Source organism: Mesorhizobium qingshengii, from assembly GCF_027563465.1.
GTDB classification, from domain to species: Bacteria; Pseudomonadota; Alphaproteobacteria; order Rhizobiales; family Rhizobiaceae; genus Mesorhizobium; species Mesorhizobium qingshengii_A.
Genome location: NZ_JAPFQA010000006.1, coordinates 162,516 through 188,904 on the forward strand (window position 1 = coordinate 162,516; position 26,389 = coordinate 188,904).

The 26,389-nt window shown below is 63.1% G+C and carries 26 protein-coding genes; 20 read left to right on the top strand and 6 right to left on the bottom strand.

From position 1 onward, the window contains the following. The first annotated feature begins 76 nt into the window (after window positions 1–76). From OOJ09_RS16015 to trmB, 8 genes are all read left to right on the top strand, one after another. Window positions 77–1,069, top strand: coding sequence for a PhoH family protein (locus tag OOJ09_RS16015; RefSeq protein WP_019863063.1), 993 nt, complete (start codon window positions 77–79; stop codon window positions 1,067–1,069). Window positions 1,070–1,087: 18 nt separating this feature from the next. Next, complete coding sequence (gene ybeY / locus OOJ09_RS16020; protein WP_269906108.1) at window positions 1,088–1,594, top strand: rRNA maturation RNase YbeY; 507 nt, start codon at window positions 1,088–1,090, stop codon at window positions 1,592–1,594. A 28-nt stretch (window positions 1,595–1,622) separates the two neighbouring features. After that, on the top strand, window positions 1,623–2,699 hold the full coding sequence (locus OOJ09_RS16025; RefSeq protein ID WP_269906109.1) for a hemolysin family protein: 1,077 nt from the start codon (window positions 1,623–1,625) through the stop codon (window positions 2,697–2,699). Between the two features lie 15 nt (window positions 2,700–2,714). Further along, the gene (locus tag OOJ09_RS16030) at window positions 2,715–3,185 is read left to right on the top strand and encodes a VOC family protein (protein WP_269906110.1); all 471 of its coding nucleotides are present in this window, start codon (window positions 2,715–2,717) and stop codon (window positions 3,183–3,185) included. Window positions 3,186–3,285: 100 nt separating this feature from the next. Continuing rightward, entirely contained in the window at window positions 3,286–4,878 is a 1,593-nt protein-coding gene (lnt, locus tag OOJ09_RS16035; RefSeq protein WP_269906111.1) for an apolipoprotein N-acyltransferase, read from the top strand. Between the two features lie 139 nt (window positions 4,879–5,017). Further along, window positions 5,018–5,437 carry a helix-turn-helix domain-containing protein gene (locus OOJ09_RS16040; RefSeq protein ID WP_269906112.1) on the top strand — a complete coding sequence of 140 codons (420 nt, stop codon included), beginning with the start codon at window positions 5,018–5,020 and terminating at the stop codon, window positions 5,435–5,437. 168 nt (window positions 5,438–5,605) lie between these two features. Continuing rightward, the gene (metK, locus tag OOJ09_RS16045; protein WP_269906113.1) at window positions 5,606–6,871 is read left to right on the top strand and encodes a methionine adenosyltransferase; all 1,266 of its coding nucleotides are present in this window, start codon (window positions 5,606–5,608) and stop codon (window positions 6,869–6,871) included. Between the two features lie 21 nt (window positions 6,872–6,892). Further along, window positions 6,893–7,594: a tRNA (guanine(46)-N(7))-methyltransferase TrmB gene (gene trmB / locus OOJ09_RS16050; RefSeq protein ID WP_269906114.1), complete on the top strand. Its 702-nt coding sequence runs from the start codon at window positions 6,893–6,895 to the stop codon at window positions 7,592–7,594. An 88-nt stretch (window positions 7,595–7,682) separates the two neighbouring features. Here the strand turns inward: trmB and OOJ09_RS16055 are convergent, their stop codons facing one another. After that, a complete protein-coding gene (locus OOJ09_RS16055; RefSeq protein WP_269906115.1) occupies window positions 7,683–7,847 on the bottom strand; it encodes a hypothetical protein in 165 nt (54 codons plus the stop codon). Between the two features lie 289 nt (window positions 7,848–8,136). On the opposite strand from OOJ09_RS16055, the gene rimP reads away from it, so the two are divergent. The 10 genes from rimP to OOJ09_RS16105 all read left to right on the top strand — a co-directional run bounded on the left by rimP (window position 8,137) and on the right by OOJ09_RS16105 (window position 20,316). After that, entirely contained in the window at window positions 8,137–8,772 is a 636-nt protein-coding gene (rimP, locus tag OOJ09_RS16060) for a ribosome maturation factor RimP (protein ID WP_269906116.1), read from the top strand. 48 nt (window positions 8,773–8,820) lie between these two features. Further along, entirely contained in the window at window positions 8,821–10,416 is a 1,596-nt protein-coding gene (gene nusA / locus OOJ09_RS16065; RefSeq protein ID WP_091579586.1) for a transcription termination factor NusA, read from the top strand. Window positions 10,417–10,454: 38 nt separating this feature from the next. Then, a complete protein-coding gene (locus OOJ09_RS16070) occupies window positions 10,455–11,105 on the top strand; it encodes an RNA-binding protein (protein WP_269906272.1) in 651 nt (216 codons plus the stop codon). Next, on the top strand, window positions 11,102–13,678 hold the full coding sequence (gene infB / locus OOJ09_RS16075; protein WP_269906117.1) for a translation initiation factor IF-2: 2,577 nt from the start codon (window positions 11,102–11,104) through the stop codon (window positions 13,676–13,678). Before OOJ09_RS16070 ends, infB begins: the two co-directional genes overlap by 4 nt. Before the next feature lie 110 nt (window positions 13,679–13,788). After that, window positions 13,789–14,229 carry a 30S ribosome-binding factor RbfA gene (gene rbfA / locus OOJ09_RS16080; protein ID WP_269906118.1) on the top strand — a complete coding sequence of 147 codons (441 nt, stop codon included), beginning with the start codon at window positions 13,789–13,791 and terminating at the stop codon, window positions 14,227–14,229. Further along, window positions 14,229–15,197, top strand: a complete 969-nt coding sequence (gene truB, locus OOJ09_RS16085) for a tRNA pseudouridine(55) synthase TruB (RefSeq protein WP_269906119.1) — start codon at window positions 14,229–14,231, stop codon at window positions 15,195–15,197. The genes rbfA and truB overlap by 1 nt, the downstream gene beginning before the upstream one ends. 45 nt (window positions 15,198–15,242) lie before the next feature. Beyond that, window positions 15,243–16,337: a magnesium/cobalt transporter CorA gene (gene corA, locus OOJ09_RS16090; protein ID WP_269906120.1), complete on the top strand. Its 1,095-nt coding sequence runs from the start codon at window positions 15,243–15,245 to the stop codon at window positions 16,335–16,337. Between the two features lie 193 nt (window positions 16,338–16,530). Beyond that, window positions 16,531–16,800 carry a 30S ribosomal protein S15 gene (gene rpsO, locus OOJ09_RS16095; protein ID WP_006337962.1) on the top strand — a complete coding sequence of 90 codons (270 nt, stop codon included), beginning with the start codon at window positions 16,531–16,533 and terminating at the stop codon, window positions 16,798–16,800. A gap of 277 nt (window positions 16,801–17,077) precedes the next feature. After that, window positions 17,078–19,225, top strand: a complete 2,148-nt coding sequence (pnp, locus tag OOJ09_RS16100; protein ID WP_269906121.1) for a polyribonucleotide nucleotidyltransferase — start codon at window positions 17,078–17,080, stop codon at window positions 19,223–19,225. Window positions 19,226–19,296: 71 nt separating this feature from the next. Beyond that, complete coding sequence (locus OOJ09_RS16105; RefSeq protein WP_269906122.1) at window positions 19,297–20,316, top strand: class I SAM-dependent methyltransferase; 1,020 nt, start codon at window positions 19,297–19,299, stop codon at window positions 20,314–20,316. Window positions 20,317–20,363: 47 nt separating this feature from the next. On the opposite strand, the gene OOJ09_RS16110 is transcribed toward OOJ09_RS16105, so the two are convergent. From OOJ09_RS16110 to fabA, 4 genes are all read right to left on the bottom strand, one after another. Further along, window positions 20,364–21,908 carry a putative bifunctional diguanylate cyclase/phosphodiesterase gene (locus OOJ09_RS16110; protein ID WP_269906123.1) on the bottom strand — a complete coding sequence of 515 codons (1,545 nt, stop codon included), beginning with the start codon at window positions 21,906–21,908 and terminating at the stop codon, window positions 20,364–20,366. Between the two features lie 123 nt (window positions 21,909–22,031). Beyond that, a complete protein-coding gene (gene fabI, locus OOJ09_RS16115) occupies window positions 22,032–22,844 on the bottom strand; it encodes an enoyl-ACP reductase FabI (RefSeq protein ID WP_091579606.1) in 813 nt (270 codons plus the stop codon). A gap of 12 nt (window positions 22,845–22,856) precedes the next feature. Beyond that, window positions 22,857–24,077 (bottom strand): beta-ketoacyl-ACP synthase I, encoded by a 1,221-nt coding sequence (fabB, locus tag OOJ09_RS16120; protein WP_269906124.1) that lies wholly within the window; start codon window positions 24,075–24,077, stop codon window positions 22,857–22,859. 35 nt (window positions 24,078–24,112) lie between these two features. Next, window positions 24,113–24,631 (bottom strand): 3-hydroxyacyl-[acyl-carrier-protein] dehydratase FabA, encoded by a 519-nt coding sequence (gene fabA, locus OOJ09_RS16125; protein WP_269906125.1) that lies wholly within the window; start codon window positions 24,629–24,631, stop codon window positions 24,113–24,115. Window positions 24,632–24,874: 243 nt separating this feature from the next. On the opposite strand from fabA, the gene irrA reads away from it, so the two are divergent. Continuing rightward, window positions 24,875–25,306, top strand: a complete 432-nt coding sequence (irrA, locus tag OOJ09_RS16130; protein ID WP_269906126.1) for an iron response transcriptional regulator IrrA — start codon at window positions 24,875–24,877, stop codon at window positions 25,304–25,306. Window positions 25,307–25,316: 10 nt separating this feature from the next. After that, window positions 25,317–25,676, top strand: coding sequence for a DUF4260 domain-containing protein (locus tag OOJ09_RS16135; protein WP_269906127.1), 360 nt, complete (start codon window positions 25,317–25,319; stop codon window positions 25,674–25,676). 23 nt (window positions 25,677–25,699) lie between these two features. Here the strand turns inward: OOJ09_RS16135 and OOJ09_RS16140 are convergent, their stop codons facing one another. Beyond that, window positions 25,700–26,260 (bottom strand): SH3 domain-containing protein, encoded by a 561-nt coding sequence (locus OOJ09_RS16140; protein ID WP_269906128.1) that lies wholly within the window; start codon window positions 26,258–26,260, stop codon window positions 25,700–25,702. Window positions 26,261–26,389 lie beyond the last annotated feature (129 nt).

The following is a 26,389-nucleotide window of genomic DNA, read 5'->3' on the forward strand; positions in this document are numbered from 1 at the left end:
GGCAGATGAGGAGAGACGGTTGAGCGCAGCAGAGCTGAAGAACCTGCCCCCGGTACCGGCATCTGGGGCTTCTGACATGGCGCACATCGTTCTGACTTTCGACAACAACAAGCTTGCCAGCGCCCTTTACGGTCAGTTCGACGAAAATCTTGCCAGGCTCGAGCAGAAGCTCGGCGTCGACATCCGCTCGCGCGGCAACCAGCTGACCATCAAGGGGTCCGCCTCGGCCGCCGAGCAGGCGCGCCGCGCCCTGGATAATCTCTACGGCATTCTGCAGAAGGGCGTGGATATCGGTCAGTCCGACGTCGACGGCGCCGTGCGCATGGCTGTCGCCGCCGATGATCAGCTGACCCTGCCGACGCTGGAGCGCAAGGGCAAGGTCTCCGCCGCCCAGATCGCCACCCGCAAGAAGACCATCTATGCCCGCTCGCTGAACCAGGACGCCTACATGCGGGCGCTGGAGCGATCGGAACTCGTGTTCGGCATCGGTCCGGCCGGCACCGGCAAGACCTATCTGGCGGTGGCGCATGCGGCGATGCTGCTCGAACGCGGCATGGTCGAACGCATCATTCTCTCGCGGCCGGCGGTCGAGGCCGGTGAGCGGCTGGGCTTCCTGCCGGGTGACATGAAGGAGAAGGTCGATCCCTACCTGCGTCCGCTCTATGATGCGCTCTACGACATGATGCCGGCCGACAAGGTCGAGCGGGCCATTGCCGCCGAGGTGATCGAGATCGCGCCGCTCGCCTTCATGCGCGGCCGCACGCTGGCGCATGCCGCGGTCATTCTCGACGAAGCGCAGAACACCACGCCGATGCAGATGAAGATGTTCCTGACGCGTCTGGGCGAGAACTCGCGCATGATCGTCACCGGCGATCCAACCCAGATCGACCTTCCCCCGAGCACCAAATCCGGCCTGGTCGAAGCCTTGCGTGTCCTCGACGGCGTGGCGGGCGCGGTGACCGTGCGCTTCAACGATGTCGACGTGGTTCGCCATCCGCTGGTGGCGGAAATCGTCAGGGCGTACGACCGGGATGCCAAGCTGGCGCGCGGCCTCGGCGCCGAGAATTGATTTTGACGATGCGGCGTCATGCCTGAGGACATAAAACCAGTCGGTGGGGAGATTTCGCTTCCCGTCGACATCGACTTGGCCGTCGAAGCGGGAAACTGGCCTGAAGAGGCCGTACTTTTGCGGCTGGTCGAACGGGCTGCCGGTGCCGCCTTCGCCGAAACCGGCGCGGCGGGACGCTCCGAACTCAGCGTCGTTTTTTCCGACGATGCCCAGATACGCACGCTCAATGCCGGCTGGCGCGGCAAGGACAAGCCAACCAACGTCCTGTCTTTCCCGGCTTTTCCGTTTCCCAAGGGTGGCCCGCTGCCGCCGATGCTGGGCGATATCGTGCTGGCCGCTGAAACGGTCGCGCGCGAAGCGGCACTGGAAGAGAAGCCCTTGGAGAACCATATCTCCCATCTCGTCATCCATGGCCTGCTGCATCTCCTGGGCTATGATCACGAGACCGACGCCGAGGCCGAGGAGATGGAGGCCATCGAACGCGCAGCGCTCGCAAGGCTTGCCATTCCCGATCCCTACGCGTAACTACAAAAGACCAATTGACCGGACGACGATGAACGACAAACCAGAGACTGCCGCCCGCCCCGACGCCGGCAGTGCTACCAAGGCTTCCGATACGTCGGAAGAGGGATCAAGTCCGAGTACCGTTACCGGCAGCGCTGCCAGCGAGTCTTCGCCTGCCGGTCCCTCCCTGTTCGAACGCGTTTTGGGCTTGTTCCGGCAACGCAACGGCACCAGCCTGCGTGAGGAAATCGCCGGTGCGCTTGCCGAGACGACGAGCGATGCCGGCGCCTTCTCGCCCGGCGAACGCGCCATGCTCAACAACATCCTGCGGCTGCGCGAAGTGCGCGTCGAGGACGTCATGGTGCCGCGCGCCGACATCGAGGCGGTCGAGATCACGACGACGCTTGGCGATCTCTTGGGCACCTTCGAGCAATCCGGCCATTCCCGCATGCCGGTCTATTCCGAGACCCTCGACGATCCGCGCGGCATGGTCCATATTCGCGACGTGCTGGCCCACATCACCAAGATCGCGCGGGTCAAGAAGGGCCGCACGAGCAGGAAAACCCCTGCCGCCACGGTTCTCGATCTCGCGCAGGTCGACCTCGCGCGCACCATTGGCGAGCTCAGCCTGATCCGCCCGGTGTTGTTCGTGCCGCCGTCGATGCTTGCCTCCGACCTGATGGGCCGCATGCAGACGACGCGCACGCAGATGGCTCTGGTGATCGACGAATATGGCGGCACCGATGGCCTCGCCTCGCTGGAAGACATCGTCGAGATGGTCGTTGGCGACATCGAGGACGAGCATGACGACGACGAGCCGATGATCACCCAGAGCGGTGACGGCGTTTTCATCGTCGACGGCAAGGCCGAGATCGACGATGTCGCCAAGATGATCGGTGGGGATTTCGCCGCCGGCGAACACGGCGAATATGTCGACACCATCGGCGGCATGATCTTCAACACGCTCGGCCGCGTTCCGGCCCGGGGCGAGGTGGTGCAGGCCATTCCCGGCTTCGAGTTCCACGTGCTTGATGCAGATCCGCGCCGCGTGAAGCGCGTGCGCATCGTGCAAATCCAGAAGGCTGAACGCCGCCGGCGCGCCACCGCCCGTGCCGAGCAGGCGTGAGCGTTTCGCTCCCCGATGACACTCGACGACCCGTTCAAGCACTCAAGCCTGGGCTCCGGTGTCTTCTACAAGGATCCTCGTGCCGCGCTGGACTGGCTTGAGGCGGCTTTCGGCTTCGTGCGCAGCATGGTGGTCGGCGATGCAGAGGGAAAGCTCGTCCATTCTGAGATGCGGTTCGGCGACAGCTACATCATCGTCGATTCCGAATGGGCCGACCACGTCGCCAGTCCGGCTTCGGTCGGCGGCAGGAACACGCAGTGCGTCTATGTGCGCCTGAAGGATGGACTGGACGCCCATTGCGAACAAGCCAGGGCAAACGGCGCGGAGATCATCCAGGAGCCCGCCGATCAGTTCTATGGCGAACGTCAGTATCGCGCCCGTGATCCCGAGGGTCATGTCTGGACCTTCACGCAACCCATTCGCCTGGTTCCGCGCGAGGAGGCGGAGCGATTGGGCGGTCTGCGCATCGACGGCTGGCATCGCTAGGCTCGGCCCGGGCGCGCTTCCCGCCAGATCGCTGCCGTTTGGAGCGCGGACCACAGCCTGTTAAATCTTGCTTCCTGATTCGCGCGACTCGGAAGTATGCATGGAGCGCCTTGCCGGCCGGATAATTCTGCTTTGGGGTTGGCGGCGTGCGCTCGTCGCGTTTCTCGTGGGGGCGCTGGCGGTGCTTGGCCAGGCACCTTACGATTTCTTCGCCGCCTGTTTCATCTCGTTTCCCTTGCTGGTCTGGCTGCTCGACGGCGCCACCGGCGAAGCGTCCGGCAGCCTGTTCCGGCGCCTGCGGCCTGCCTTTGCCGTCGGCTGGTGGTTCGGCTTCGGCTATTTCCTCGCCGGCCTGTGGTGGATCGGTTCGGCGCTGCTGGTCGAGGCCGACAGCTTTGCCTGGGCGCTTCCCTTCGCGGTGGTCGGCATTCCCTTCGCGCTCGCCTTTTTCTATGGCTTCGCGGCGATGGTGGCGCGGCTTTTTTGGAGCAGCGACATAGGCCGTATTGCCGCCCTTGCCTTCGGCTTCGGGCTGGCGGAGTGGCTGCGCGGCTTCCTGTTCACCGGTTTCCCCTGGAATGCGATCGGCTACGCCGCAATGCCGGTTCCCTTGCTGATGCAGAGCGTCTCGGTCACCGGCATGGTCGGCATGAACGTGCTCGCGGTGTTCCTCTTTGCGCTGCCGGCGCTGCTGGCGGCGCGCCGGCATCTTCGCCTCGGCGCGGCGCTGTTTGTCATCCTCGCCGCGGCCCATGCCGGCTTCGGCTATGTCAGGCTTGCAGCTCCCGAGAAGCCGGCGACGCACAGCCTGGATGTCCGCATCGTCCAGCCGGCCGTCGACCTGTCGGAAAAATGGGACGCTTCGGTCCGCGACCGCATCTTCGCGGTCCTGATGGGCCTTTCGGCCAAGGCCCCGGACCCCGGCCATGCAAAGCCGCAACTGATCCTGTGGCCGGAAACCTCGGTGCCGTTCCTGTTCACCGAGCGGCCCGACGCGTTGACGGCGCTGGGTGACATGCTGGGCGATGGCCAGACGCTGATAGCCGGCGTCGTGCGCGAGGAAGGCGGCTCGGCCGCCAACGCCGACAGCCGCTACTACAACTCTGTGGTGGCGATCAACGACAAGGGTGAAATCACTGATGCCGTGGACAAGGTTCATCTGGTGCCGTTCGGCGAATACCTGCCGTTCGCCGATCTGCTCGAGCGTTTCGGCATCGAGCAGCTGGTTGCCGGGCCGATGACGTTTACCGCCGGCAACGAGCGGCACGCCCTCACGCTGCCGGGCGGCATCCGCGCGCTGCCATTTATTTGTTATGAGGTGATTTTTCCCGATCTGGTGGCAGTTGACGCAACGTCAGCACAGCTTATTGTGAACGTCACAAATGATGCCTGGTTCGGCGACACGCCAGGTCCGTACCAGCATTTCAGGCAGGCTCAAATCCGCGCGGTGGAGAATGGATTGCCATTGTTGCGTGCTGCCAACAACGGCATCTCGGCCGTTGTCGATCCACGCGGACGCATCGTCGATGCGCTGGCGATCGACGCGCGCGGCGCCATCGATGCACATGTGCCGATTTCCGAACAGAGTATCGTATCGTCCGGCCAGCGGCGGATTAACGGAATGCTGATCATGTTGTTGTTTGCCGTTGCAGCGGCGCTGTTGAACGTAAGGCAAAGGCTACGGGCGAATTGACAGCCCGCACATTAGAAACTCATACTGTAACGCCTGAAATTTCTCGAAGTCGGTTGATCGTTCTGTTGGGGCAGTTGCCTCCGGCTCCATTTGGGCAGGAAAAAAATAGAGAAAGCCGAAAAAATTCGGCGAGGAAAAAATGGCAGAAGACAACAAGAAGAAACCGAATCCGATCGATATCCATGTTGGGAGCCGCATCCGGCTTCGCCGCAATATGCTGGGGATGAGCCAGGAGAAACTGGGCGAGAATCTCGGCATCACATTTCAACAAATTCAGAAATATGAAAAGGGCACCAACCGCGTCGGCGCCAGCCGCCTGCAGGCGATCGCTTCCATACTCGGCGTGCCTGTTGCCTTCTTTTTCGAGGATGCGCCGGGCCAGGAGCCTGTTGCCGGCCGTGGCTTTGCCGAAGATGCGTCGATGGCTTTCGCCGTCGAATTCTGCGGCAGTCCCGAAGGTCTTCAGCTCAACCGGGCCTTTGTCAAGATCGCCGACGCCAAGGTGCGCCGCAGGATCATAGATCTGGTCAAGTCCCTCTCCGCCGACGATCCCGACTGATCCGCAATCCCGTTGCACCGGCGGCGACTTGCCGCCGGTGGCACAAGATAACTGCATTGACATTCATGCCAGGACGGCGGCACCGCTTGACGAGCGGCGCTCCGCCCCGCTAACACGTGGCGCGCCAAAATCGGCAGCCTGCCGATCGTTTTTCAAGAGGGGACACCCGTGACGCGGCAGAATTACTTCTTTACCTCGGAATCCGTTTCCGAGGGCCATCCCGACAAAGTCTGTGACCGGATCTCCGACGAGATCGTCGATCTGGTCTATCGCGAAGCCAAGAAGACCGGCATGGATCCGTGGAAAGTCCGCGTCGCCTGCGAGACGCTGGCAACCACCAACCGCGTCGTCATCGCCGGTGAGGTGCGCGTTCCCGAGACGCTGCTGAAGAAGGACAAGGAAGGCAACATCCTCAAGGATGCCGCAGGTCATCCGATCGTCAATCCGGCCAAGTTCAAGTCGGTCGCCCGCAAGGCGATCCGTGAAATCGGCTACGAGCAGGCCGGCTTCCACTGGAAGACGGCGAAAATCGAGGTCCTGCTGCACGGCCAGTCGCCCGATATCGGCCAGGGCGTCGACAACGCTTCCGACCGTCAGGGCGAGGAAGGTGCCGGCGACCAGGGCATCATGTTCGGTTATGCCTGCCGCGAGACGCCGGACCTGATGCCGGCGCCGATCTACTACAGCCACAAGATCCTCGAACTGCTGGCCGCCGCGCGCCACGAAGGCAGCGGCGAGGCCGGTAAGCTCGGGCCGGACGCCAAGAGCCAGGTCACCGTTCGCTATGTCGACGGCAAGGCGGCGGAAGCGACGCAGATCGTGCTCTCCACCCAGCACCTCGATGCAAGCTGGGACTCCAAGAAGGTGCGCCAGGTTGTCGAGCCCTATATCCGCGAGGCGCTGGGCGACCTCAAGATCGCCGACAATTGCATGTGGTACATCAACCCGACCGGCAAGTTCGTCATTGGTGGCCCTGACGGCGACGCCGGTCTCACTGGCCGCAAGATCATCGTCGACACCTATGGTGGTGCGGCACCCCATGGCGGCGGCGCCTTCTCCGGCAAGGACACCACCAAGGTCGACCGTTCCGCGGCCTACGCGGCCCGCTATCTGGCCAAGAATGTCGTCGCGGCGAAACTCGCCGACCGTTGCACGATCCAGCTTTCCTACGCCATTGGCGTCGCCCAGCCGCTGTCGGTCTATGTCGACCTGCACGGCACCGGCAAGGTCGACGAGGCCAAGCTCGAGGAAGCGCTGCGCACCGTCATGGATCTCTCGCCGTCCGGCATCCGTCGCCATCTGGATCTCAACAAGCCGATCTATGCCAAGACGTCCTCCTACGGCCATTTCGGCCGCAAGGCCGGCCGAGATGGGTCTTTCTCCTGGGAAAAGACCGATCTCGCCAAGGCACTCAAGGACGCGGTTGCCGCCTGATAGCGGCGCCAAGGCCTCGCTGTGGAACCGAAGGACAGACCACGCCGCGCGACCGAAGCATTTTTCGGTCGCCGGCGCGGCAAGACCATGCGACCGCAGCAGGCGGCCGCATTGGAGAGCGGTTTCGGGACATATAGGCTCGATCTGACGGCTGAACCGCCGGCTGATCCGCGCACTCTGTTTGAAGCGGATGTTTCGGCAGTTCGCCTCGAGATTGGCTTTGGCGGCGGCGAACATCTGCTGCATCGCGCGACCGAGGCGCCAACGATCGGCTTTATCGGTGTCGAACCCTTCGTCAACGGCATGGCCAAGATGATGATGGCGGTCAAGGAAAAGCCACTCGCCAATCTTCGGGTTTATGACGACGACGCCACCCGGCTGCTTGACTGGCTGCCGCAAGCTTCACTCGACGGCATCGACCTTCTCTATCCGGATCCCTGGCCGAAGAAGAAGCACTGGAAGCGCCGTTTCGTCAGCCCGGTCAATCTCGACCGTTTCGCGCGCGTCCTGAAGCCGGGTTCAAAATTCCGTTTCGCCTCCGACATCGACACGTATGTAAACTGGACCTTGCTGCATTGCCGGGCGCATGGCGGGTTCGCCTGGCAGGCTTCGGAGGCGGCGGACTGGCATCGTCCCTATGACGGCTGGCCCGGCACCCGCTACGAGGCGAAGGCCATTCGTGAGGGCCGGCGGCCGGCCTATCTCACCTTCATCAGGACGTAAGCGCGCTCACACAGCGCAGCGCGCTCACACAGCGCATTGTGTCCGGCGTTCACCCCGGCAAAGGCGAGCGTCATCCGCCCGCCAAATTTCAGAAACGGCCGATCCTGTTGAAGATGGCAGGATCCATGCCGAGGTTGCGCAGGTCATCCGCGCGTGGCTTGCGGCCGGCTTCCACGGTACGCGAAGCGGCGACCGCGCCGCCAAATGTCGTGAAGAGATCGCCTATGGCGGATAAGATCTTGCGGTTGGTCATGTCAAACCCCTTTCGCTGCTGTGACGTTCATTCATCTTTGTGCAATGCAACATAGATGGGGGTGCGGCTCTGAGGCTCACAGAGGCGTCGCCGCATGGACGCCATGCGCCTGGCGCAACGCTGGCGCCGCCACGGCTTTTGTCCGGTCGGGCATAGCGGGCTTGAAACACCGGCCGCGATCGTTTATATCAGCCTCAAATTCTTGGTCGGTATGACGAAGAGTGGGTCCACCCGGTCCCGCTCTTTTTTATTACCTGCCGATAGCTTCGAATCGAACGACAGGAATCGAATGACTGCAACGGCAAGCGAGGGCGACGATCGCATCATCCGCGAGAGCGGCATCGATGCGCGCATCGCGTTGATCGTCCAGCCGGTGCTGCGCGCGATCGGCTTCCGCCTCGTGCGGGTGCATCTGTCGGGCCAGAACGGGCTGACGCTGCAGATCATGGCCGAGCGCGAGGACGGCACCATGACCGTCGAGGATTGCGAAGAGGTCAGCCGCGCGGTGTCGCCGGCGCTCGATGTCGATGATCCGATCGAAAAGGCCTATCATCTCGAAGTCTCGTCGCCCGGCATCGACCGGCCATTGGTCCGCAAGTCTGATTTCGCGACGTGGACGGGTCACTTGGTCAAGATGGAAACATCGATCGTTGTCGCCGATCGCAAGCGGTTCAAGGGCAAGATCGTCGAAGCCGGTGAAAATGACGTGCTGATCGAGCGCGACAAGGCCGCCTATGGCGAAGAGCCGACGGTGCGCGTACCCTACGATGCGATCGCCGAAACCCGGTTGATCCTGACCGACGATCTCATCCGTGACGCGCTGTCGAAGGACAACAGGGCGCGCAAGGAAGCGAAGAAACGCCGCGGCGAGCCGGAAGACGAGGCGCCAGAGGGCGCGGAAAACGAAACCGAACAGGAAATGTGATTGGGCTGCCGGGCGCAAAGGCTCGGCAACAAGCTCGGGAGAAAAAACATGGTTGTAAGCGCCAACAGGCTTGAACTGCTGCAGATCGCCGATGCGGTCGCGCGTGAAAAGTCGATCGACAAGTCGATCGTCATCGCCGCCATGGCCGATGCGATCCAGAAGGCGGCGCGCTCGCGTTACGGCCAGGAGACCAACATCCGTGCCGACATCAATCCCAACACCGGCGAGATGAAGCTGCAGCGGCTGATGGAAGTGGTCGAGAAGGTCGATGACTACGCCACGCAGATCGCCATATCCTCGGCGCGTGAGCGCAATCCCGACGCCCAGCTCGGCGACTTCATCGCCGAACAGCTGCCGCCGATGGATTTCGGCCGCATCGCCGCCCAGTCGGCCAAGCAGGTCATCGTGCAGAAGGTGCGCGAGGCCGAGCGCGACCGCCAGTACGACGAATACAAGGACCGCATCGGCGAAATCGTCAACGGCACGGTCAAGCGCGTCGAATACGGCAATGTCATTGTCGATCTCGGCCGTGGCGAGGCCATCATCCGCCGCGACGAGCTGATCCCGCGCGAGAACTACAAATATGGCGATCGCGTCCGCGCCTATGTCTACGACGTGCGCCGCGAGCAGCGCGGCCCGCAGATATTCCTGTCGCGCACCCATCCGCAGTTCATGGCGAAGCTGTTCACCATGGAAGTGCCGGAGATCTATGACGGCATCATCGAGATCAAGTCGGTTGCCCGCGACCCGGGCTCGCGCGCCAAGATCGCCGTCATCTCGCGGGACTCCTCGATCGATCCCGTCGGCGCCTGCGTCGGTATGCGCGGCAGCCGCGTCCAGGCGGTCGTCGGCGAATTGCAGGGCGAGAAGATCGACATCATTCCGTGGTCGCCTTCGGCCGCGTCCTTCATCGTCAACGCGCTGCAGCCGGCCGAAGTCGCCAAGGTCGTGCTCGACGAGGATGCCGAACGCATTGAGGTCGTGGTTCCCGACGACCAGCTGTCGCTGGCCATCGGCCGCCGCGGCCAGAACGTGCGGCTCGCCTCGCAGCTCACCGGCTGGGATATCGACATCCTGACCGAGGCTGAAGAATCCGAGCGCCGCCAGAAGGAATTCGTCGAGCGCTCCTCGCTGTTCATGGAAGCCCTCGATGTCGACGAGATGGTCGGCCAGGTGCTGGCCTCCGAAGGCTTCACCAGCGTCGAGGAAGTCGCTTATGTCGACGCCGGCGAAATCGCCTCGATCGATGGCTTCGACGACGACACTGCTTCGGAGATCCAGACCCGCGCCCGCGAGTATCTGGAGAAGATCGAGGCCGAGCACGACGACAAGCGCAAGGCGCTGGGCGTCAAGGACGAGCTGCGCGAAATCCCCGGCATCACCACCGCCATGATGGTGACGCTCGGTGAGGACGGCATCAAGACGATCGAGGATTTCGCTGGTTACGCGGCCGACGATCTGACCGGGTGGAAGGAACGCAAGGACGGCGAGACAAAGGTATTTCCGGGTGTGCTCGCCAGCCATGGCGTGACGCGCGCCGATGCCGAGCAGATGGTTCTGGCTGCCCGCCTCAAGGCTGGCTGGATCACCGAAGACGAGCTTGCAGCCGAAGAAGAACCGGCTGACGAAGCCGTTGGTGCGTGAGGTGAAACCGCATCGCACCGAACCCGCCCTTGGACGAGATGAACGATCGCACCTGCATCGTCACCCGCAGGCAGGCCGAACCGGATGAACTGATCCGGTTCGTCGTCGGCCCGGATTCGGCCGTCGTTCCCGACATCAAGAGAAATCTGCCTGGCCGTGGTTGCTGGGTGACGGCCGACCGCCTACATGTCGACAAGGCGGCGGCCAAAAACCTGTTTGCCCGTGCCTTCAAGGCGCAGGTGACAGTGCCGCCCGACTTTGGCGGCATGGTCGACGGGCTGCTTTCCAGATCTGCTCTGGGCATGCTGGGGCTTGCACGCAAGGCGGGCGCAATTTCTCTTGGCGCCACCAAGGTTGAGAGCGCGGTGCGCGGCGGGCTGGCGCTTTTCGTGCTCCATGCGACCGAGGCGTCCGACGACGGCGTACGCAAGATCAGCCAGGCGCGGCGGGCGACAGTCCATCTCGGCGGGCCTGCCATCCTTGCCTACAAACTTTTCTCCGAGGCCGAGTTGAGCTTGGCATTGGGGGGTACAAATGTGATACATGCTGCCGTTCTCGCGGGAGACGCGGGCAGGGCGGTCCAGAAGCGCATGGTTGCGCTCGACCGGTATCGGGGCGGTTCCCCGGACGATCTGGCAATGCTTGCGGCTGTTGCTGACGAAGATGATGCCGCAGAGGATATGGAATGAGCGATACGAAATCGGGTGACGACAATACGCTGAGTGTGACGCCGAAGAAGACCTTGACGCTGAAGCGCCCCGGTATGGAACAGGGCACTGTGCGCCAGAACTTCTCGCACGGCCGCACCAAGCAGGTCGTCGTCGAAACCAAGAAGCGCAAGTTCTCGATGCCCGGCGACAAGCCGGAGCCTGTTGCCGCACCTGTGTTCACGCCGAAGCCGCCGGTCGTGGCCGCTCCCGTCGTGCAGGAAGCGCCCAAGGCGCCGCCGCCACCACCACCACCACCGCCTCCGGTCGAGCGCGGCGGCATGGTGCTGAACGAATTGTCGCGCAGCGAAATGGAAGCGCGCCGCAGGGCGCTCGAAGGCTCGAAGGTGCGCGAGGTCGAGGACCGTCAGCGCGCCGCCGAGGATGCCAAGCGCCGCGCCGAGGACGAAGAGCGCCGCAAGCGCGAACGCGAGGAATCCGCGCGCCGCCAGGCCGAGGAAGAGGCGCGGTTGCAGACCGAGGCCGAGTCGCGCCGCCGGGCCGAGGAAGAGGCACGTCGCCGCGCGCCGCTGGCCGCTGAACTGGCAACGGTCGACGAAGAGGAAGAGGTCAAGCCGAAGCGGACTGGCGCCGGTGCGCCGGTGCGCCGTCTGGTCACGCCCGAAGTGGCGCGCCCGGCCAAGCCGACCAAGAGCGAGGAAGACCGCCGCCGTGGCAAGCTGACGCTGAATTCGGCATTGTCCGACGAGGACGCGCGGGCTCGGTCGCTGTCGTCGATGCGTCGCCGCCAGGAGAAATTCAAGCGCGCGATGCACAATGAGCCGCGCGAGAAAGTCATGCGCGAAGTGATCCTGCCCGAAACCATTACCATCCAGGAACTTGCGCAACGCATGTCCGAGCGCGCCGTCGACCTGGTCAAGTTCTTCATGAAGCAGGGCCAGATCCTGAAGCCGGGCGACGTCATCGACGCCGACACGGCCGAGCTGGTCGCCACCGAATTCGGCCACACGGTTCGCCGCGTCGCCGAGTCCGACATCGAGGAAGGCCTGTTCAACATCGCCGACAATGCCGAGGACCTGGTGTCGCGTCCGCCTGTGGTGACGATCATGGGCCATGTCGATCACGGCAAGACCTCGCTGCTCGACGCCATCCGCAACGCCAATGTCGTGTCCGGCGAGGCCGGCGGCATCACCCAGCATATCGGCGCCTACCAGGTCGAGAAGAACGGCAACAAGATCACCTTCATCGACACGCCCGGCCATGCCGCCTTCACGGCGATGCGTGCCCGCGGCGCCCAGGCAACCGACATCGCCATCCTGGTGGTGGCGGCCGACGACAGCGTGATGCCGCAGACGATCGAGTCCATCAGCCACGCCAAGGCGGCCGGCGTTCCGATCATCGTGGCGATCAACAAGATCGACAAGCATGATGCCGATCCGCAGAAGGTGCGTTCGGAACTGTTGCGCCACGAGGTCTTCGTCGAATCGATGGGCGGTGAAGTGCTGGACGTCGAAGTGTCGGCGACCAAGGGCACCAATCTCGACAAGCTGCTCGAGGCGATCCTGCTGCAGGCCGAAATTCTCGACCTGAAGGCCAATCCGGACCGCACCGCCGAGGGTGTTGTCATCGAAGCTCAGCTCGACAAGGGTCGTGGCCCGGTTGCCACCGTGCTGGTGCAGACCGGCACGCTGATGCCGGGTGATATCCTTGTCGCCGGCAACGAATGGGGCCGGGTGCGTGCGCTGGTCAACGATCGTGGCGTGCAGATCAAGGAAGCGCCGCCGGCGATGCCGGTCGAAGTGCTTGGTCTGCAAGGCACGCCGCAGGCTGGCGACCGCTTTGCCGTGGTCAACAACGAGGCCCGCGCCCGCGAAATCACCGAGTACCGCCAGCGTCTGGCGCGTGAGAAGGCGGTTGCCAAGCATGCCGGCCAGCGCGGGTCGCTCGAGCAGATGATGTCGCAGTTGCAGACGAGCGGACTGAAGGAATTCCCGCTGGTCATCAAGGGCGACGTGCAGGGCTCTATCGAGGCGATCAACGCGGCGCTGGACAAGCTCGGCACCGACGAGGTGCGTGCGCGCATCGTTCATGCCGGCGCCGGCGCCATCACCGAAAGCGACGTGTCGCTGGCGGAGACTTCGGGTGCGGCGATCATCGGCTTCAATGTCCGCGCCAACGCCCAGGCGCGTGCCGCCGCGGCGGCCGCGGGCATCGAGATCCGCTACTACTCGATCATCTACAATCTCGTGGATGACGTGAAGGCGGCTCTGTCGGGCCTGTTGTCGCCGGAGCGTCGCGAGACCTTCATCGGCAATGCGCAGATCCTCGAGATCTTCGACATCACCAAGGTCGGCAAGATCGCCGGCTGCCGTGTCACCGAAGGCAAGGTCGAGCGTGGCGCGGGCGTGCGCCTGATCCGCGACAACGTCGTCATCCACGAAGGCACGCTGAAGACGCTGAAGCGCTTCAAGGACGAGGTTTCGGAAGTCCCCGGCGGCCAGGAGTGCGGCATGGCCTTCCAGAACTACGAGGACATGCGTGTCGGCGACGTCATCGAGTGCTTCCGCGTCGAGATGGTGACCCGGACGCTCTGAGTTCGAGTGACTTGTCCATACCGGGCGGTGGTCGAAAGACCGCCGCCCAACACATATGAGACATGCGGCACGGTCCCATCCCGCGCCCCACGCTTTCAGGATTGAGAGAAATGCCCCGTCCAACCACTTCAAGTCCATCCCAGCGCATGCTGCGCGTCGCCGAACAGGTGCGCCATGCGCTGTCCGAAACCTTGCAGCGCGGCGAGATCATCGATCCGCTGATCGAGAATACCGTGGTTTCGGTCTCGGAAGTGCGCATGTCGCCCGACCTGAAGGTCGCCACCGCTTTCGTTTCGCCACTTGGAGCCAAGGATACCGACGCGGTGGTCGAGGCGCTCAACAAGCATGCGAAATTCGTGCGTGGCCGCGTTTCCGGGGCGCTGCGGCAGATGAAGTTCATGCCGGAGTTCCGCTTCAAGCTCGACACTTCCTTCGACAATTTCGCCAGGATCAACGATCTCCTCAAGTCGCCCGAAGTGGCGCGCGATCTGGGCCCAGACGACCAAAATAAAGCCGACCAAAACAAAGACGACAACAAGGACACCGAATAGTGGCGCGTCGCGGCAAGAAGAAGGGCCGGCCGATCTCGGGCTGGCTGGTGCTGGACAAGCCGGTCGGCATGGGTTCGACCGAAGCCGTCTCCAAGATCAAGTGGCTGTTCCAGGCGGAAAAGGCCGGCCATGCCGGCACGCTCGATCCACTGGCTTCCGGCATGCTGCCGATCGCACTCGGCGAAGCCACCAAGACCGTGCCCTATGTGCAGGACGGCGCCAAGATCTATCGTTTCACCGTTGCCTGGGGGCAGGAGCGTTCGACCGACGACCTCGAGGGTCCGGTAACCAAGGATTCCGACCAGCGTCCGTCGGAGGCAGAGGTGCTGGCGCTGCTGCCGAAATACACCGGTGTCATCATGCAGACGCCGCCGCAATTCTCGGCCATCAAGATCGCCGGCGAGCGCGCCTACGATCTGGCCCGCGAGGGCGAAACGGTCGACATCCCGCCACGCGAAGTGGAGATAGGCCGTCTCGACCTTGTCGAGCACCATGCCGACCACACCGTTTTCGAGGTCGAGTGCGGCAAGGGCACGTATGTGCGTTCATTGGCCCGCGACATGGGCCGCGACCTCGGCTGTTTCGGCCATATTTCGGAACTGCGCCGTGTCGAGGTCGAGCCGTTCACGCCGGAAGACTTTGTCACCATCGCCGAACTGGAAGCCGCTCGCTTCGGCGAAAAGGGCGACGAAGGTTCGGAAACGGTTGATGAGGCGGAAAAGCCGGCCGATTTCGGTGCGATCGACGCGCTGCTGGTCGACACGTCGGCCGCGCTCGACTGTCTGCCGCAGATCGCCATCAGCGACGACGCGGCGACAAAGATCCGCCTCGGCAATCCGGTCATCATCCGCGGGCGCGACGCGCCGGTGGAAGCGGAAGAAGCCTGCGCCACGGCACGTGGCAAGCTGGTCGCCATCGGCGCGATCGAACAAGGCATGTTCAAGCCCAAGCGGGTCTTTGCCGGGTGACGGCGCTCGTCTAGTTTCTTTCGACACGACGCGCGAGGGGGCTCCATGGCAAAGGCTGGGACGGTCAAGAGGCGGGCGACGGCGAGGATGCGGCGGCCACCGGTCGGCGCGTCGCCCGGCACGCTCATCGCCGACCCGGCGGCGCGGCGCTCGGAACTGCGGCTGACCCTGATCTCGCCGCAAAAGTTCATGACCATCGACAATGCCAGCATCGACGACGTCGCCGCCAATTGCGAAAAATGGCCGATCATCTGGCTCGATTGTACCGGACTGGCCAACATTTCGCTGATCGAGGAGATCGGCCGCATTTTCAGCCTGCACCCGCTGGCGCTGGAAGACGTCGTCAACACGGGCCAGCGGCCGAAGGTGGATTTCTTCGAGGACCATGCCTTCGTCGTCGTCAGGATGATCGACGACGTCACCGCGCACCGCTACGAGCAGATCGCCGTTTTCTTCGGCAAGGGTTTCGTCGTCACGTTCCAGGAACGTGAAGGCGATCCGTTCGATCCGGTGCGCAAGCGCATCGAGAGCTCGGCGCCCAACCGGCTGCGCGCGCGTGGCGCCGATTACCTTGCCTATGCGCTGATCGATGCCATCGTCGACAGCTATTTCCCGCCGATCGAGACTGCCGGCGACCTGGTCGACAGCATCGAGGACGAGATGATGAACACGCCGCACAAGCATCAGATGCGGCAGTTGCACGAATTGCGGCGCGACGCCAATGTGCTCAAGGGCGTGCTGTGGCCGATGCGCGATGCGCTGGCGACCCTGATCCGCAACGACGTGCCCTATGTGAAGGCCGAGACCAAGGTCTTCCTCAACGACACGCTCGATCATTCGCTGCGGCTGATCGAATTGGTGGAAACCCAGCGCGACATGCTGACCGGCCTGATCGAGATGCATCTGTCGCTGAGCCAGGCGCGCACCAATGACGTCATCAGCTACCTGACCATCGTCTCCGTCATCTTCATGCCGCTGACCTTCCTGGTCGGCGTCTGGGGCATGAACTTCAGTCCCGACGCCTCGCCATGGAACATGCCGGAACTGCGATCCTACTACGGTTATCCGGCCGCACTCGTCTTCATGCTGCTTGTCGCGATCGGGCTGATCTCGTTCTTCAGATGGAAGAAGTGGCTTTAGCCGCGGCGAAAGTCCTCTTTTGGGTCACAAAAGCTGCGACGAAGCCGGCTTGTGAATTGGGCTGGTGTTTTCCGGGGAATTGCACTATATGCGCCGCAGCATCGCGCCCTGACGCGTTGCCTGCACCGGCCCCTGCTGGACGACATCCCGGCTGAGGGCGACCCGTTTCCTCAAACAGATAAGGAAAAACACGATGTCGATTACTGCCGAGCGCAAAAAGGAATTGATGGGTGAATTCGCAACCGCCAAGGGCGATACCGGGTCTCCGGAAGTCCAGGTGGCCATCCTTTCCGAGCGCATCAAGAACCTGACCGACCATTTCAAGGACCACAAGAAGGATAACCATTCCCGCCGTGGTCTGCTCGCTCTCGTCTCCCAGCGCCGCAGCCTGCTTGATTATCTCAAGCGCAAGGACGACGCGCGCTATCAGACGCTGATCGAGAAGCTCGGTCTGCGCCGTTGACGAATTGACCGGCGGGCTTTCCTCGGAGAGCCCGCCGGTCGCGCATTCTGCCAGTCGTATCGATTGGCCAGACCCGGTTTCGAGCGTGCAGAGGGCCACTCGAAACCGCCCATGGACGGTCATGGGGCAGGATTGCAGGACGCTCGCGCGCTCGCCGCGCCGAAATTACCCGAGCTTCCCGTTGTCTTGCCCGTGGCTGCCCGAGAAAGGAAGCCAGGGAAAGGGCATCCGCGCACCGTGAAACGGCGCGGCCCTTTCCGCTTATTAAGGACAAGACATGTTCAATCACCACAAAGTGGAAATCGAATGGGGCGGCCGTCCGCTCATCCTCGAAACCGGCAAGATCGCGCGCCAGGCTGACGGCGCGGTGCTCGCCACCTATGGCGAGACCAAGGTTCTCGCCACCGTCGTTTCGATGAAGGAGCCGAAGCCCGGCCTTGATTTCTTCCCGCTGACCGTCAACTACCAGGAAAAGACCTACGCCGCCGGCAAGATCCCGGGTGGCTATTTCAAGCGCGAAGGCCGTCCGAGCGAAAAGGAAACGCTGGTTTCCCGCCTGATCGACCGCCCGATCCGCCCGCTCTTTGCCGAAGGCTACAAGAACGACACCCAGATCGTCGTCACCGTCGTCCAGCATGACCTCGAGAACGATCCGGACATCCTGTCGATCGTCGCCACCTCGGCGGCGCTGACCCTGTCGGGCGTGCCCTTCATGGGCCCTGTCGGCGGTGCCCGCGTCGGTTACATCAACGGCGAATACGTGCTCAACCCGCATGTCGATGAGATGCAGGAATCGAAACTCGACCTCGTCGTCGCCGGCACCGCCGACGCCGTGCTGATGGTCGAGTCCGAAGCCAAGGAACTTGGCGAAGAGCTGATGCTCGGCGCCGTCATGTTCGGCCACAAGGGCTTCCAGCCGGTCATCGACGCCATCATCAAGCTGGCCGAAGTTGCCGCCAAGGAGCCGCGCGACTTCACCGCGCCGGACTATTCCGCGCTTGAGGCCGAGATGCTGAAGATCGTCGAGGGCGAACTTCGCGACGCTTACAAGAACGTAGACAAGCAGAAGCGTTACGCCGCCGTTGACGCCGTCAAGGCCAAGGTCAAGGCCGCGTTCGCGCCGGCTGAAGGCGAAGAGGCCAAATACACCTCCGAGCAGATCGGCACCGTGTTCAAGGAACTCCAGGCCAAGGTCGTGCGCTGGAACATCCTCGACACCGGCTCGCGCATCGATGGCCGCGATCTCAAGACGGTCCGCAAGATCGTCTCGGAAGTCGGCGTCCTGCCTCGTACCCATGGTTCGGCGCTGTTCACCCGCGGCGAGACCCAGGCACTGGTCGTTGCCACGCTCGGCACCGGCGAGGACGAGCAGTATGTCGATTCGCTGACCGGCATGTACAAGGAGAAGTTCCTCCTTCACTACAACTTCCCTCCCTATTCCGTCGGCGAGACCGGCCGCATGGGATCGCCGGGCCGCCGCGAAATCGGCCACGGCAAGCTCGCCTGGCGCGCCATCCGCCCGATGCTGCCGAGCGCTGACCAGTTCCCCTACACGCTGCGCGTTGTCTCGGAGATCACCGAGTCCAACGGTTCGTCGTCGATGGCCACGGTCTGCGGCACCTCGCTGGCGCTGATGGATGCGGGCGTTCCACTGGCCAAGCCGGTCGCCGGCATCGCCATGGGCCTGATCAAGGAAGGCGAGCGCTTCGCCGTGCTCTCCGACATCCTTGGCGACGAGGATCACCTCGGCGACATGGACTTCAAGGTCGCCGGCACCGCCAACGGCATCACCTCGCTGCAGATGGACATCAAGATCGAGGGCATCACCGAGGAGATCATGAAGATCGCGCTGGACCAGGCCAAGGATGGCCGCCAGCATATCCTCGGCGAAATGGCGCATGCCCTGACCGGCGCCCGCCCCGAACTCGGCGAGTTCGCGCCGCGCATCGAGGTCATGCATATCCCGACCGACAAGATCCGCGACGTGATTGGTTCGGGCGGCAAGGTCATCCGCGAGATCGTCGAGAAGACCGGCGCCAAGATCAACATCGAGGATGACGGCACGGTCAAGATCGCTTCGTCCAACGCCAAGGAGATCGAGGCGGCCAAGAAGTGGATCCACACCATCGTCGCCGAGCCGGAAGTCGGCGAGATCTACGAAGGCACGGTCGTCAAGACCGCCGACTTCGGCGCTTTCGTCAACTTCTTCGGTCCGCGTGACGGCCTCGTCCACATCTCGCAGCTTGCCAACGACCGGGTCGCCAAGACCTCGGACGTTGTCAAGGAGGGCGACAAGGTCTGGGTCAAGCTGATGGGCTTCGACGAGCGCGGCAAGGTCCGCCTGTCGATGAAGGTGGTCGATCAGGCCACCGGCAAGGAACTCGCTCGCGACAAGAAGACCGAAGGCGAAGAAAACGCCGCCTGATCGGTCCGGCCAGTAGATCAAGACGGGCGCGCCGGTAGGTCGCGCCCGTTTTCATTTGAAGGGACATCGGAATGCCGGCTGAGGCGCTGAAGACGCTTTTTCACCCATTCGAGGCCGAGGCTGTCGCCTTGCCGCGAACGGGCGAGCGCGTTCTCTTTCTCGGCGCCGAACCGGGCTTTCGCCTGCCTGACGGTTTCGAGGCCGAGCTTCACGTCGTACAGGGCTTCCGGCCGTACTTTCGCGCGCTGCAGGCTCCCGGTGTCGTCGTCACTCCGCAAGCGGAAGGCGATGGCTTTGGTATGGCGCTCGTGTTTGCCGGCCGCCATCGCGGCCTGAACGAATTGCGTATCGCCCAGGCGCTCGAGAGCGTGGCGCCGGGTGGGTTGATCGTCATTGCCGGCGGCAAGGATGATGGTATCGCCAGCCTGCGCAAGCGCATTGACGAGCTTGTGCCGCTCGACGGCCATCTGCCGAAATATCACGGCATTGCCTTCTGGCTCCGCCGTCCCGCCGATCTGGCAGCGGCGCAAAAACTGCGCGCCGCCAATCCAGCCTTGCTGGTGGAAGGCCGTTTCCATACCGCACCGGGCATGTTTTCCTTTGACCGGATCGATACCGGCTCGAGATTGCTGGTCGAAAACTTGCCCAATGACCTGCGTGGCAGCGTAGCCGATTTCTGCGCCGGCTGGGGCTATCTGGCGGCCGAGCTCGTCGCGCGCTCCCCCGGCATTCTGGCGCTCGACCTTCATGAGGCGGACTTCGCCTCGCTCGAAGCTGCAAAGCTTAATCTGGCGGGGGTTGGCCAGTCGATCACACGGAATTTCTTCTGGACCGATCTGCTGAGCGAGCCGGTAGAACGGCGCTACGACGCGATCGTCATGAACCCGCCGTTTCACCGCAGCCGCGCGGCCGAGCCTGAGATCGGGGCCGGCATGATCCGCGCGGCAGCCAAGGCCTTGAAGCCTGGAGGGCGGCTGTTCATGGTGGCCAACCGTCAGCTTCCTTATGAGCCAATACTGTCGGCCGCCTTCTCGAGCCATGCCGAGCTTGCCCGCGACGGCATGTTCAAGGTGCTTTCGGCACGTCGCTGAAGCATTGATCCGAACGGACGGTCAGCGTAAGCGGATGCGCGCCGTGCTCAATGCAGATTGGCGACGCGTCGGACCTCGTCGGTGGCATACCCGTCGCCAGTCCTGAACTTGAGTGGCGCCGGCCTGCCGAACAGGTAACCCTGCACCACTTCGCAGCCGGCTGCCCTCAGCATCGTCGCCTGGTTTTCGGTCTCGACGCCTTCGGCAATGATGCTGACGCCGAGCGCGCGCGAAAGCCCGACGATGGTCGAGACGACCGCGCCGGAGCTGGAATCGGTGTCGATGCGGCTGACGAAGGAGCGGTCGATCTTCAGCTTGCCGAACGAGAAATCGATCAGGTAGCTCAGGTTGGAATAGCCGGTGCCGAAATCGTCGACAGCGACCGAGATGCCCATGTCGGCAAGCTGCTTCAGGATGATGGCGGCGCGGTCGCGGTCCTGCATCATCGCCGTCTCGGTCACTTCCAGCTCCAGCCGCGACGGCTTGATACCGGTGCTCGTCATGGTGTCACGCACGATGCCGACGAAGTCCTTGGTCATGAACTGCACGGGCGAGATGTTGACCGCGACGAAGCAATCGTCGGGCAGATGGCGGGCGTCGCTGCAGGCCTTGCGCAGCACCCATTCGCCGATCGGACCAATCATGCCTGTTTCCTCGGCGATCAGTATGAAATCCATTGGCGGGATCATCCCACGTTCTGGATGCCGCCAGCGGATCAGCGCTTCGTAACCGATGATGCGGCCCGTCGGGAGATCGAGTTGTGGCTGGTAGTGAAGATCGAAGTCACCGCGCTCGAAGGCTGTATGCAACTCGGATTCGATCCATTGGCGATGGTCGGCGACCCTGCCCATTTCGGCATGGAAGACAGACCAGTTGCCGACCCCGCTGGCGCGCGCATGCTGCAGCGCCAGATTGGAGCGCCGCAGGATGAGGACGGGATCGATGCCATCCTTTGGCGTCGCCACGATGCCCACCGACAGGCTGACCGATTGCATGTGGGTGCTGAGCTCATAGGGCTCCATCATCTCGTCGATGAGCCTCTCGATGAAACTTTCCAGCGTCCCCTGCACCTGATTGTCGGGGAGCAGCACCGCGAACTCACCGGCGCCGATCCGCCCGATCAGCGCTCGCGGCGGCACGCAAGCCTTCAGTCGCTTGGTGAAGGCGCGGATCAGTTCGTCGCCCTGGCTATAGCCGATCGCGTCGTTGACCTGCTTGAACCGATCGATGTCGATGTCGATGAGGAACATCGGCTCGCCGGTGCGGCTGGTCGTGCATGCCGCCTCGGCAATCTTGCCAACCATCGCCGGGCGTGCCAGCAGGCCGGTCAGCTTGTCGAAGTGGGTTTCCTTGAAGACGAAATCCGCCGATTCATCGACACCGGCGAAGAAGGACATCGCGGCTCCCGCCGCCGCCAGGGCGCAAAGGGCGGCCATGATCGCGACCATCATGGCCGCCGGTATGCCGGCAAAACCATCGCCGAGACCGAGCTTCAGGCCCCAGATGCCGAGGACGAAACTGCCAATGCCCGAGCTTGCTATGGTAAGAAGCCGGAACACCGGTGTTCGCTTCGGGTTGCTGACAGCGGGCATTCTAAGGTCCCCAGAGTGCGGGGCTTTCTAGCAGATACCTCCTTAAAATGAGTTTCCGCGAATGCGTCCAATTTTACTGGAAGGAATCGTCTCTTTACTGGAGAGACTATTTCCAGGAGCGGCCTATTCTCGCGCGCCGTCGGTCTGCTTCAATTCGTCGAGCGTCGGCATCGAGACGATGTGATAGCCGGAATCGACATAGTGGATTTCACCGGTGACGCCGGAGGCGAGATCGGACAACAGATAAAGCGCGGAGCCGCCGACCTCGTCGATGGTCACGGTGCGGCGCAGCGGCGAGTTGCGCTGCTGGTAGGAAAACATGTGGCGCGCGTCGGAAATCCCGGCGCCGGCAAGCGTGCGCACCGGTCCAGCCGATATGCCGTTCACCCTGATGCCGCGCGGACCGTAGTCGTTGGCGAGGTAGCGCACACTGGCTTCCAGTCCGGCCTTGGCGACGCCCATGACGTTGTAGTTCGGCATGACGCGCACGGAGCCCGCGTAAGTCAGCGTGATCATCGATCCGCCGTCTTGCATCAACGCCGCGGCGTGGCGGGCGATCTCGGTGAAGGAGTAGCAGGAGATCACCATGGTGCGGACGAAATTGTCCCGGCTGGTGTCGGCGTAAAGGCCCTTCAGCTCATTCTTGTCGGAAAAGCCGATGGCGTGGACGATGAAGTCCAACCCGCCCCAGGCCTTGCCCAGGGTCTCGAACGTGGCGGCGACCGAAGCGCTGTCCTCGACATCGCACGGAACGACCAGCGAGGCGCCGAGCTTGTCGGCGAGTGGCTTGACCCGGCGCCCAAAGGCGTCGCCCTGGTAGGTGAAGGCGAGTTCCGCCCCATGTTCGGACAATTTCCGCGCGATGCCCCAGGCGATCGAATGGTCGTTAGCGACACCCATGACAAGCCCGCGCTTGCCCTTCATCAATCCGTCCATGGTCGGCGGTCCTTATGCGGAATAGCGCTGGAAAACGAGCGTTGCGTTGGTGCCACCGAAACCGAACGAATTTGACAAAACGGTGTCGATCCTGGCGTTGTCGATGCGCTTTCGCACGATCGGCATGCCCTCGAATTCCGGATCGAGGTTCTCGATATGGGCGCTTTCGCCGATGAAGCCGCCTTGCATCATCAGGATCGAGTAGATCGATTCCTGCACGCCGGCGGCCCCCAGCGAATGGCCGGTCAGCGATTTCGTCGAGGTGATGTACGGCATCTTCTCGCCGAACACCTCGCGGATCGCGCCCATCTCCTTGGAATCTCCAACCGGCGTCGACGTACCATGCGTGTTGATGTAGTCGATCGGGGTGGCGACGGTCGACAGCGCCTGGCGCATGCAGCGGATCGCGCCTTCGCCCGACGGCGCCACCATGTCGTAACCGTCCGAGGTCGCGCCATAGCCGACAATCTCGGCGTAGATCTTGGCGCCGCGCGCCTTGGCATGCTCCAGCTCTTCGAGCACCAGCACGCCGGCGCCGCCAGCGATGACGAAACCATCGCGATTGGCGTCATAGGCGCGCGAAGCAGTCGATGCCTTGTCGTTGAATTTCGACGACATGGCGCCCATGGCGTCGAACAGGTCCGACATCGTCCAGTCGAGGTCCTCGTGGCCGCCGGCAAAGACCATGTCCTGCTTGCCCCACTGGATCAATTCGTAGCCATTGCCGATGCAGTGGGCCGAGGTCGAGCAGGCCGACGAGATCGAATAGTTGACGCCGTGGATCTTGAACCACGTGGCAAGCGTTGCCGATGCGGTCGACGACATCGCTTTCGGCACCGCGAATGGGCCGATGCGCTTGGGGCTGCCGTTCTTCAGCGTGATTTCAGCCGCTTCGACAATGGTGCGGGTGGATGGCCCGCCCGATCCCATGACGATGCCGGTGCGTTCATTGGTGATGTCGCTCTCTCCAAGGCCAGCGTCCGCGATCGCCTGATCCATGGCGACGTGGTTCCAGGCCGCCCCTTGCGACAGGAAACGCATCGCACGGCGATCGATCATGGCGGATGGGTCGAGCGTCGGCGCGCCCCAGACCTGGCACCGAAAGCCATGCTCGGCGAAGGAATCGGAGAAGCTGATGCCGGATCTGGCGTCATGCAGCGAGGCCTGCACCTCGTTGGCATTGTTGCCGATCGACGACACAATGCCGAGGCCTGTGACTACGACACGTCTCATTCGCAACTCCTTCCAAGGGGCCGGTCAGCGACCGGTCAGCCGGCCGCCGATTGCTTGGACAGACCGACCTTCAAATCCGTTGCCGTGTATATGGGCTCGCCATCCGCTTTCAGCCAGCCATCGGCAATGCCGAGCACCAACCGGCCGCGCATCACGCGCTTGAAGTCGATGCCATACTCGACCTTCTTCACAGCGGGCGTCACCATGCCTTTGAACTTGACCTCACCGGTTGACAGCGCCATTCCCTTGCCCGGCTCGCCAAGCCAGCCGAGGTAGAAGCCCGTCAACTGCCACATCGCATCGAGGCCGAGGCATCCCGGCATGATCGGATTGCCGATGAAATGGCAGGCAAAGAACCACAGGTCCGGCTTGATGTCGAATTCGGCACGGATGAAGCCCTTTTCGAAGGCACCGCCCGTCTCGCTGATCTCGGTGATGCGGTCGAACATCAGCATGGGCGGATAGGGGAGTTGGGCATTGCCCGGTCCGAACAGTTCGCCGCGGGCGCAGGCCAGCAATTCATCGTAATCGTAGCTGGATTTCGAACCCGCCATCAATCTCGTCCCCATGTCGTCTCGGGCTATAGCGCGCCCTTGTCGTTGGTTTCCTAACACAATCCGTTTCAGGCCGGAAACCGGCGCTTGCGCTTAACCCGCCCGTCTGCCTGGGTCAATGCGCGCTATTGATCGCATTCGGACGACAGAATATATGTCGGTAGGGGTCCGGTTGCGGCAGGCGTTCATTTTTTTGCCATTCTGGGCGCGTCTTGGGGCGGAACTGTGAGCGTGGGCGGATAGATGGACCTGGGCTGCCGGAAGGAAAATGTCGCTGTGGACAAGCGGGTCCGTGAAGCCGGCCTGAGGCCGACACGCCAGCGCATTGCGCTGGCCGACCTGCTTTTCGCCAAGGGCGACCGCCATCTGTCGGCCGAGGAACTGCACGAGGAGGCGGTTGCCGCCGGCGTGCCGGTGTCGCTGGCCACCGTCTACAACGCCCTTCACCAGTTCACCCAGGCCGGACTGTTGCGCATCCTGGCGGTCGAGGGCGCCAAGACCTATTTCGACACCAACACTTCCGACCACCACCATTTCTATGTCGAAGGCGAAAACCGGATATTCGACATCGCCGGCGGTCCCGTGACTGTTGCCAACCTGCCGCAGCCGCCGGAGGGGATGGAGATCGCCAATGTCGACATCGTGGTGAGACTGCGCCCCAAACGCCCGGAATGATCCGCGAGGAATGAAACCTCTCGATCCGACAATTCGGCTCGAATGGGCCATCGTGGCGGTCGCCGCCGTCGTATTCTACGGATCGGTCGGCGTTTCCTGGTGGCTCTTTGCGGCGCTCATCCTGGCGCCGGACCTGTCGATGTTGGGCTATCTTGGCGGGTCGCGCGTCGGCGCCATCGCCTATAACGCTTTCCACATCCTTGTTGTACCGGTGCTGCTGCTGCTTGCAGGGCACCTGTCCGGCAATGCGGCCGCGATGGCGTTTGCATTGATCTGGATCGCCCACATCGCCGTCGACCGGGCGCTGGGCTACGGCCTGAAGCTGTCAACCGGGTTTCAGGACACTCATCTCGGTCGTATCGGGCGCTAGATCGGCGTCAAACAGTCAGAAAGTCAGTCCTTGACCCGTTCGCCGGGATAAGCACCCCAGACAAGCGACTGGGCGAGCCAGCCGGTGTGGCCGTCGAGCGTCATTTCGCACCACTGGCCGTCGCAGGATTTGAGCGTGCCCATGACACCCGGCTCGACGAGCGCGACCACCCTTGCGTCTTTGTCAGGGCTGTTGACCATGTTGATCTGACCACCCTTGCCGCGTTGCCACGGCGCGACGATCGCCGTGCGCCGGCCCGAAAGCAGCGACTGGTTGATCCAGCCTTCCGAACCGTCGGCATCGCGCACGCGGCGCCATGTGTCGAATTCCTGGATGATCTCCATCGGCAGGCCGGCCTTCATATACATCCAGTCGACCGAGTAGTTGGCGCCGGGGCCGACGCGCGAGTTGACGCGGCCGGATTTCAGGCTGACGAATCGCGGCAGCGGCAGGCCGCTCGGCCCGAGCGTGACGACGCTCTGGGCGGGTGCTGCCGCGCCTTGTGCGGCCAGTTGCGGGGAATAAAGGAGAGCGCCGAGAAATGCTGCGCTGAGGGTCAGGCGAAGCGACGCGAAACCAGACACTTTCATTCCTTTCGGCGCTTGCCTGCCGGCGTCGGCGCCCCTTTTTCTTTGTCTTCGGCGGCACCGCTTGTTACATGGGTAATCGGCACCGCGACCGGCTCCCAGTTTCGCCGGTCTTGGTTAAAGAGG

Excerpts from the sequence above, each read along its gene's own strand:
- fabI (WP_091579606.1), bottom strand. The coding sequence starts at position 22,844 with ATGGACGGATTGATGAAGGGCAAGCGCGGGCTTGTCATGGGTGTCGCT.
- OOJ09_RS16040 (WP_269906112.1), top strand. The coding sequence starts at position 5,018 with ATGGCAGAAGACAACAAGAAGAAACCGAATCCGATCGATATCCATGTT.
- fabB (WP_269906124.1), bottom strand. The coding sequence starts at position 24,077 with ATGAGACGTGTCGTAGTCACAGGCCTCGGCATTGTGTCGTCGATCGGC.
- rpsO (WP_006337962.1), top strand. The coding sequence starts at position 16,531 with ATGTCGATTACTGCCGAGCGCAAAAAGGAATTGATGGGTGAATTCGCA.
- nusA (WP_091579586.1), top strand. The coding sequence starts at position 8,821 with ATGGTTGTAAGCGCCAACAGGCTTGAACTGCTGCAGATCGCCGATGCG.
- OOJ09_RS16105 (WP_269906122.1), top strand. The coding sequence starts at position 19,297 with ATGCCGGCTGAGGCGCTGAAGACGCTTTTTCACCCATTCGAGGCCGAG.
- ybeY (WP_269906108.1), top strand. The coding sequence starts at position 1,088 with ATGCCTGAGGACATAAAACCAGTCGGTGGGGAGATTTCGCTTCCCGTC.
- infB (WP_269906117.1), top strand. The coding sequence starts at position 11,102 with ATGAGCGATACGAAATCGGGTGACGACAATACGCTGAGTGTGACGCCG.
- corA (WP_269906120.1), top strand. The coding sequence starts at position 15,243 with ATGGCAAAGGCTGGGACGGTCAAGAGGCGGGCGACGGCGAGGATGCGG.
- rbfA (WP_269906118.1), top strand. The coding sequence starts at position 13,789 with ATGCCCCGTCCAACCACTTCAAGTCCATCCCAGCGCATGCTGCGCGTC.
- fabA (WP_269906125.1), bottom strand. The coding sequence starts at position 24,631 with ATGGCGGGTTCGAAATCCAGCTACGATTACGATGAATTGCTGGCCTGC.
- pnp (WP_269906121.1), top strand. The coding sequence starts at position 17,078 with ATGTTCAATCACCACAAAGTGGAAATCGAATGGGGCGGCCGTCCGCTC.
- rimP (WP_269906116.1), top strand. The coding sequence starts at position 8,137 with ATGACTGCAACGGCAAGCGAGGGCGACGATCGCATCATCCGCGAGAGC.
- OOJ09_RS16070 (WP_269906272.1), top strand. The coding sequence starts at position 10,455 with ATGAACGATCGCACCTGCATCGTCACCCGCAGGCAGGCCGAACCGGAT.
- OOJ09_RS16055 (WP_269906115.1), bottom strand. The coding sequence starts at position 7,847 with ATGACCAACCGCAAGATCTTATCCGCCATAGGCGATCTCTTCACGACA.
- OOJ09_RS16025 (WP_269906109.1), top strand. The coding sequence starts at position 1,623 with ATGAACGACAAACCAGAGACTGCCGCCCGCCCCGACGCCGGCAGTGCT.
- irrA (WP_269906126.1), top strand. The coding sequence starts at position 24,875 with ATGGACCTGGGCTGCCGGAAGGAAAATGTCGCTGTGGACAAGCGGGTC.
- OOJ09_RS16135 (WP_269906127.1), top strand. The coding sequence starts at position 25,317 with ATGAAACCTCTCGATCCGACAATTCGGCTCGAATGGGCCATCGTGGCG.
- OOJ09_RS16110 (WP_269906123.1), bottom strand. The coding sequence starts at position 21,908 with ATGCCCGCTGTCAGCAACCCGAAGCGAACACCGGTGTTCCGGCTTCTT.
- OOJ09_RS16015 (WP_019863063.1), top strand. The coding sequence starts at position 77 with ATGGCGCACATCGTTCTGACTTTCGACAACAACAAGCTTGCCAGCGCC.
- lnt (WP_269906111.1), top strand. The coding sequence starts at position 3,286 with ATGGAGCGCCTTGCCGGCCGGATAATTCTGCTTTGGGGTTGGCGGCGT.
- OOJ09_RS16030 (WP_269906110.1), top strand. The coding sequence starts at position 2,715 with ATGACACTCGACGACCCGTTCAAGCACTCAAGCCTGGGCTCCGGTGTC.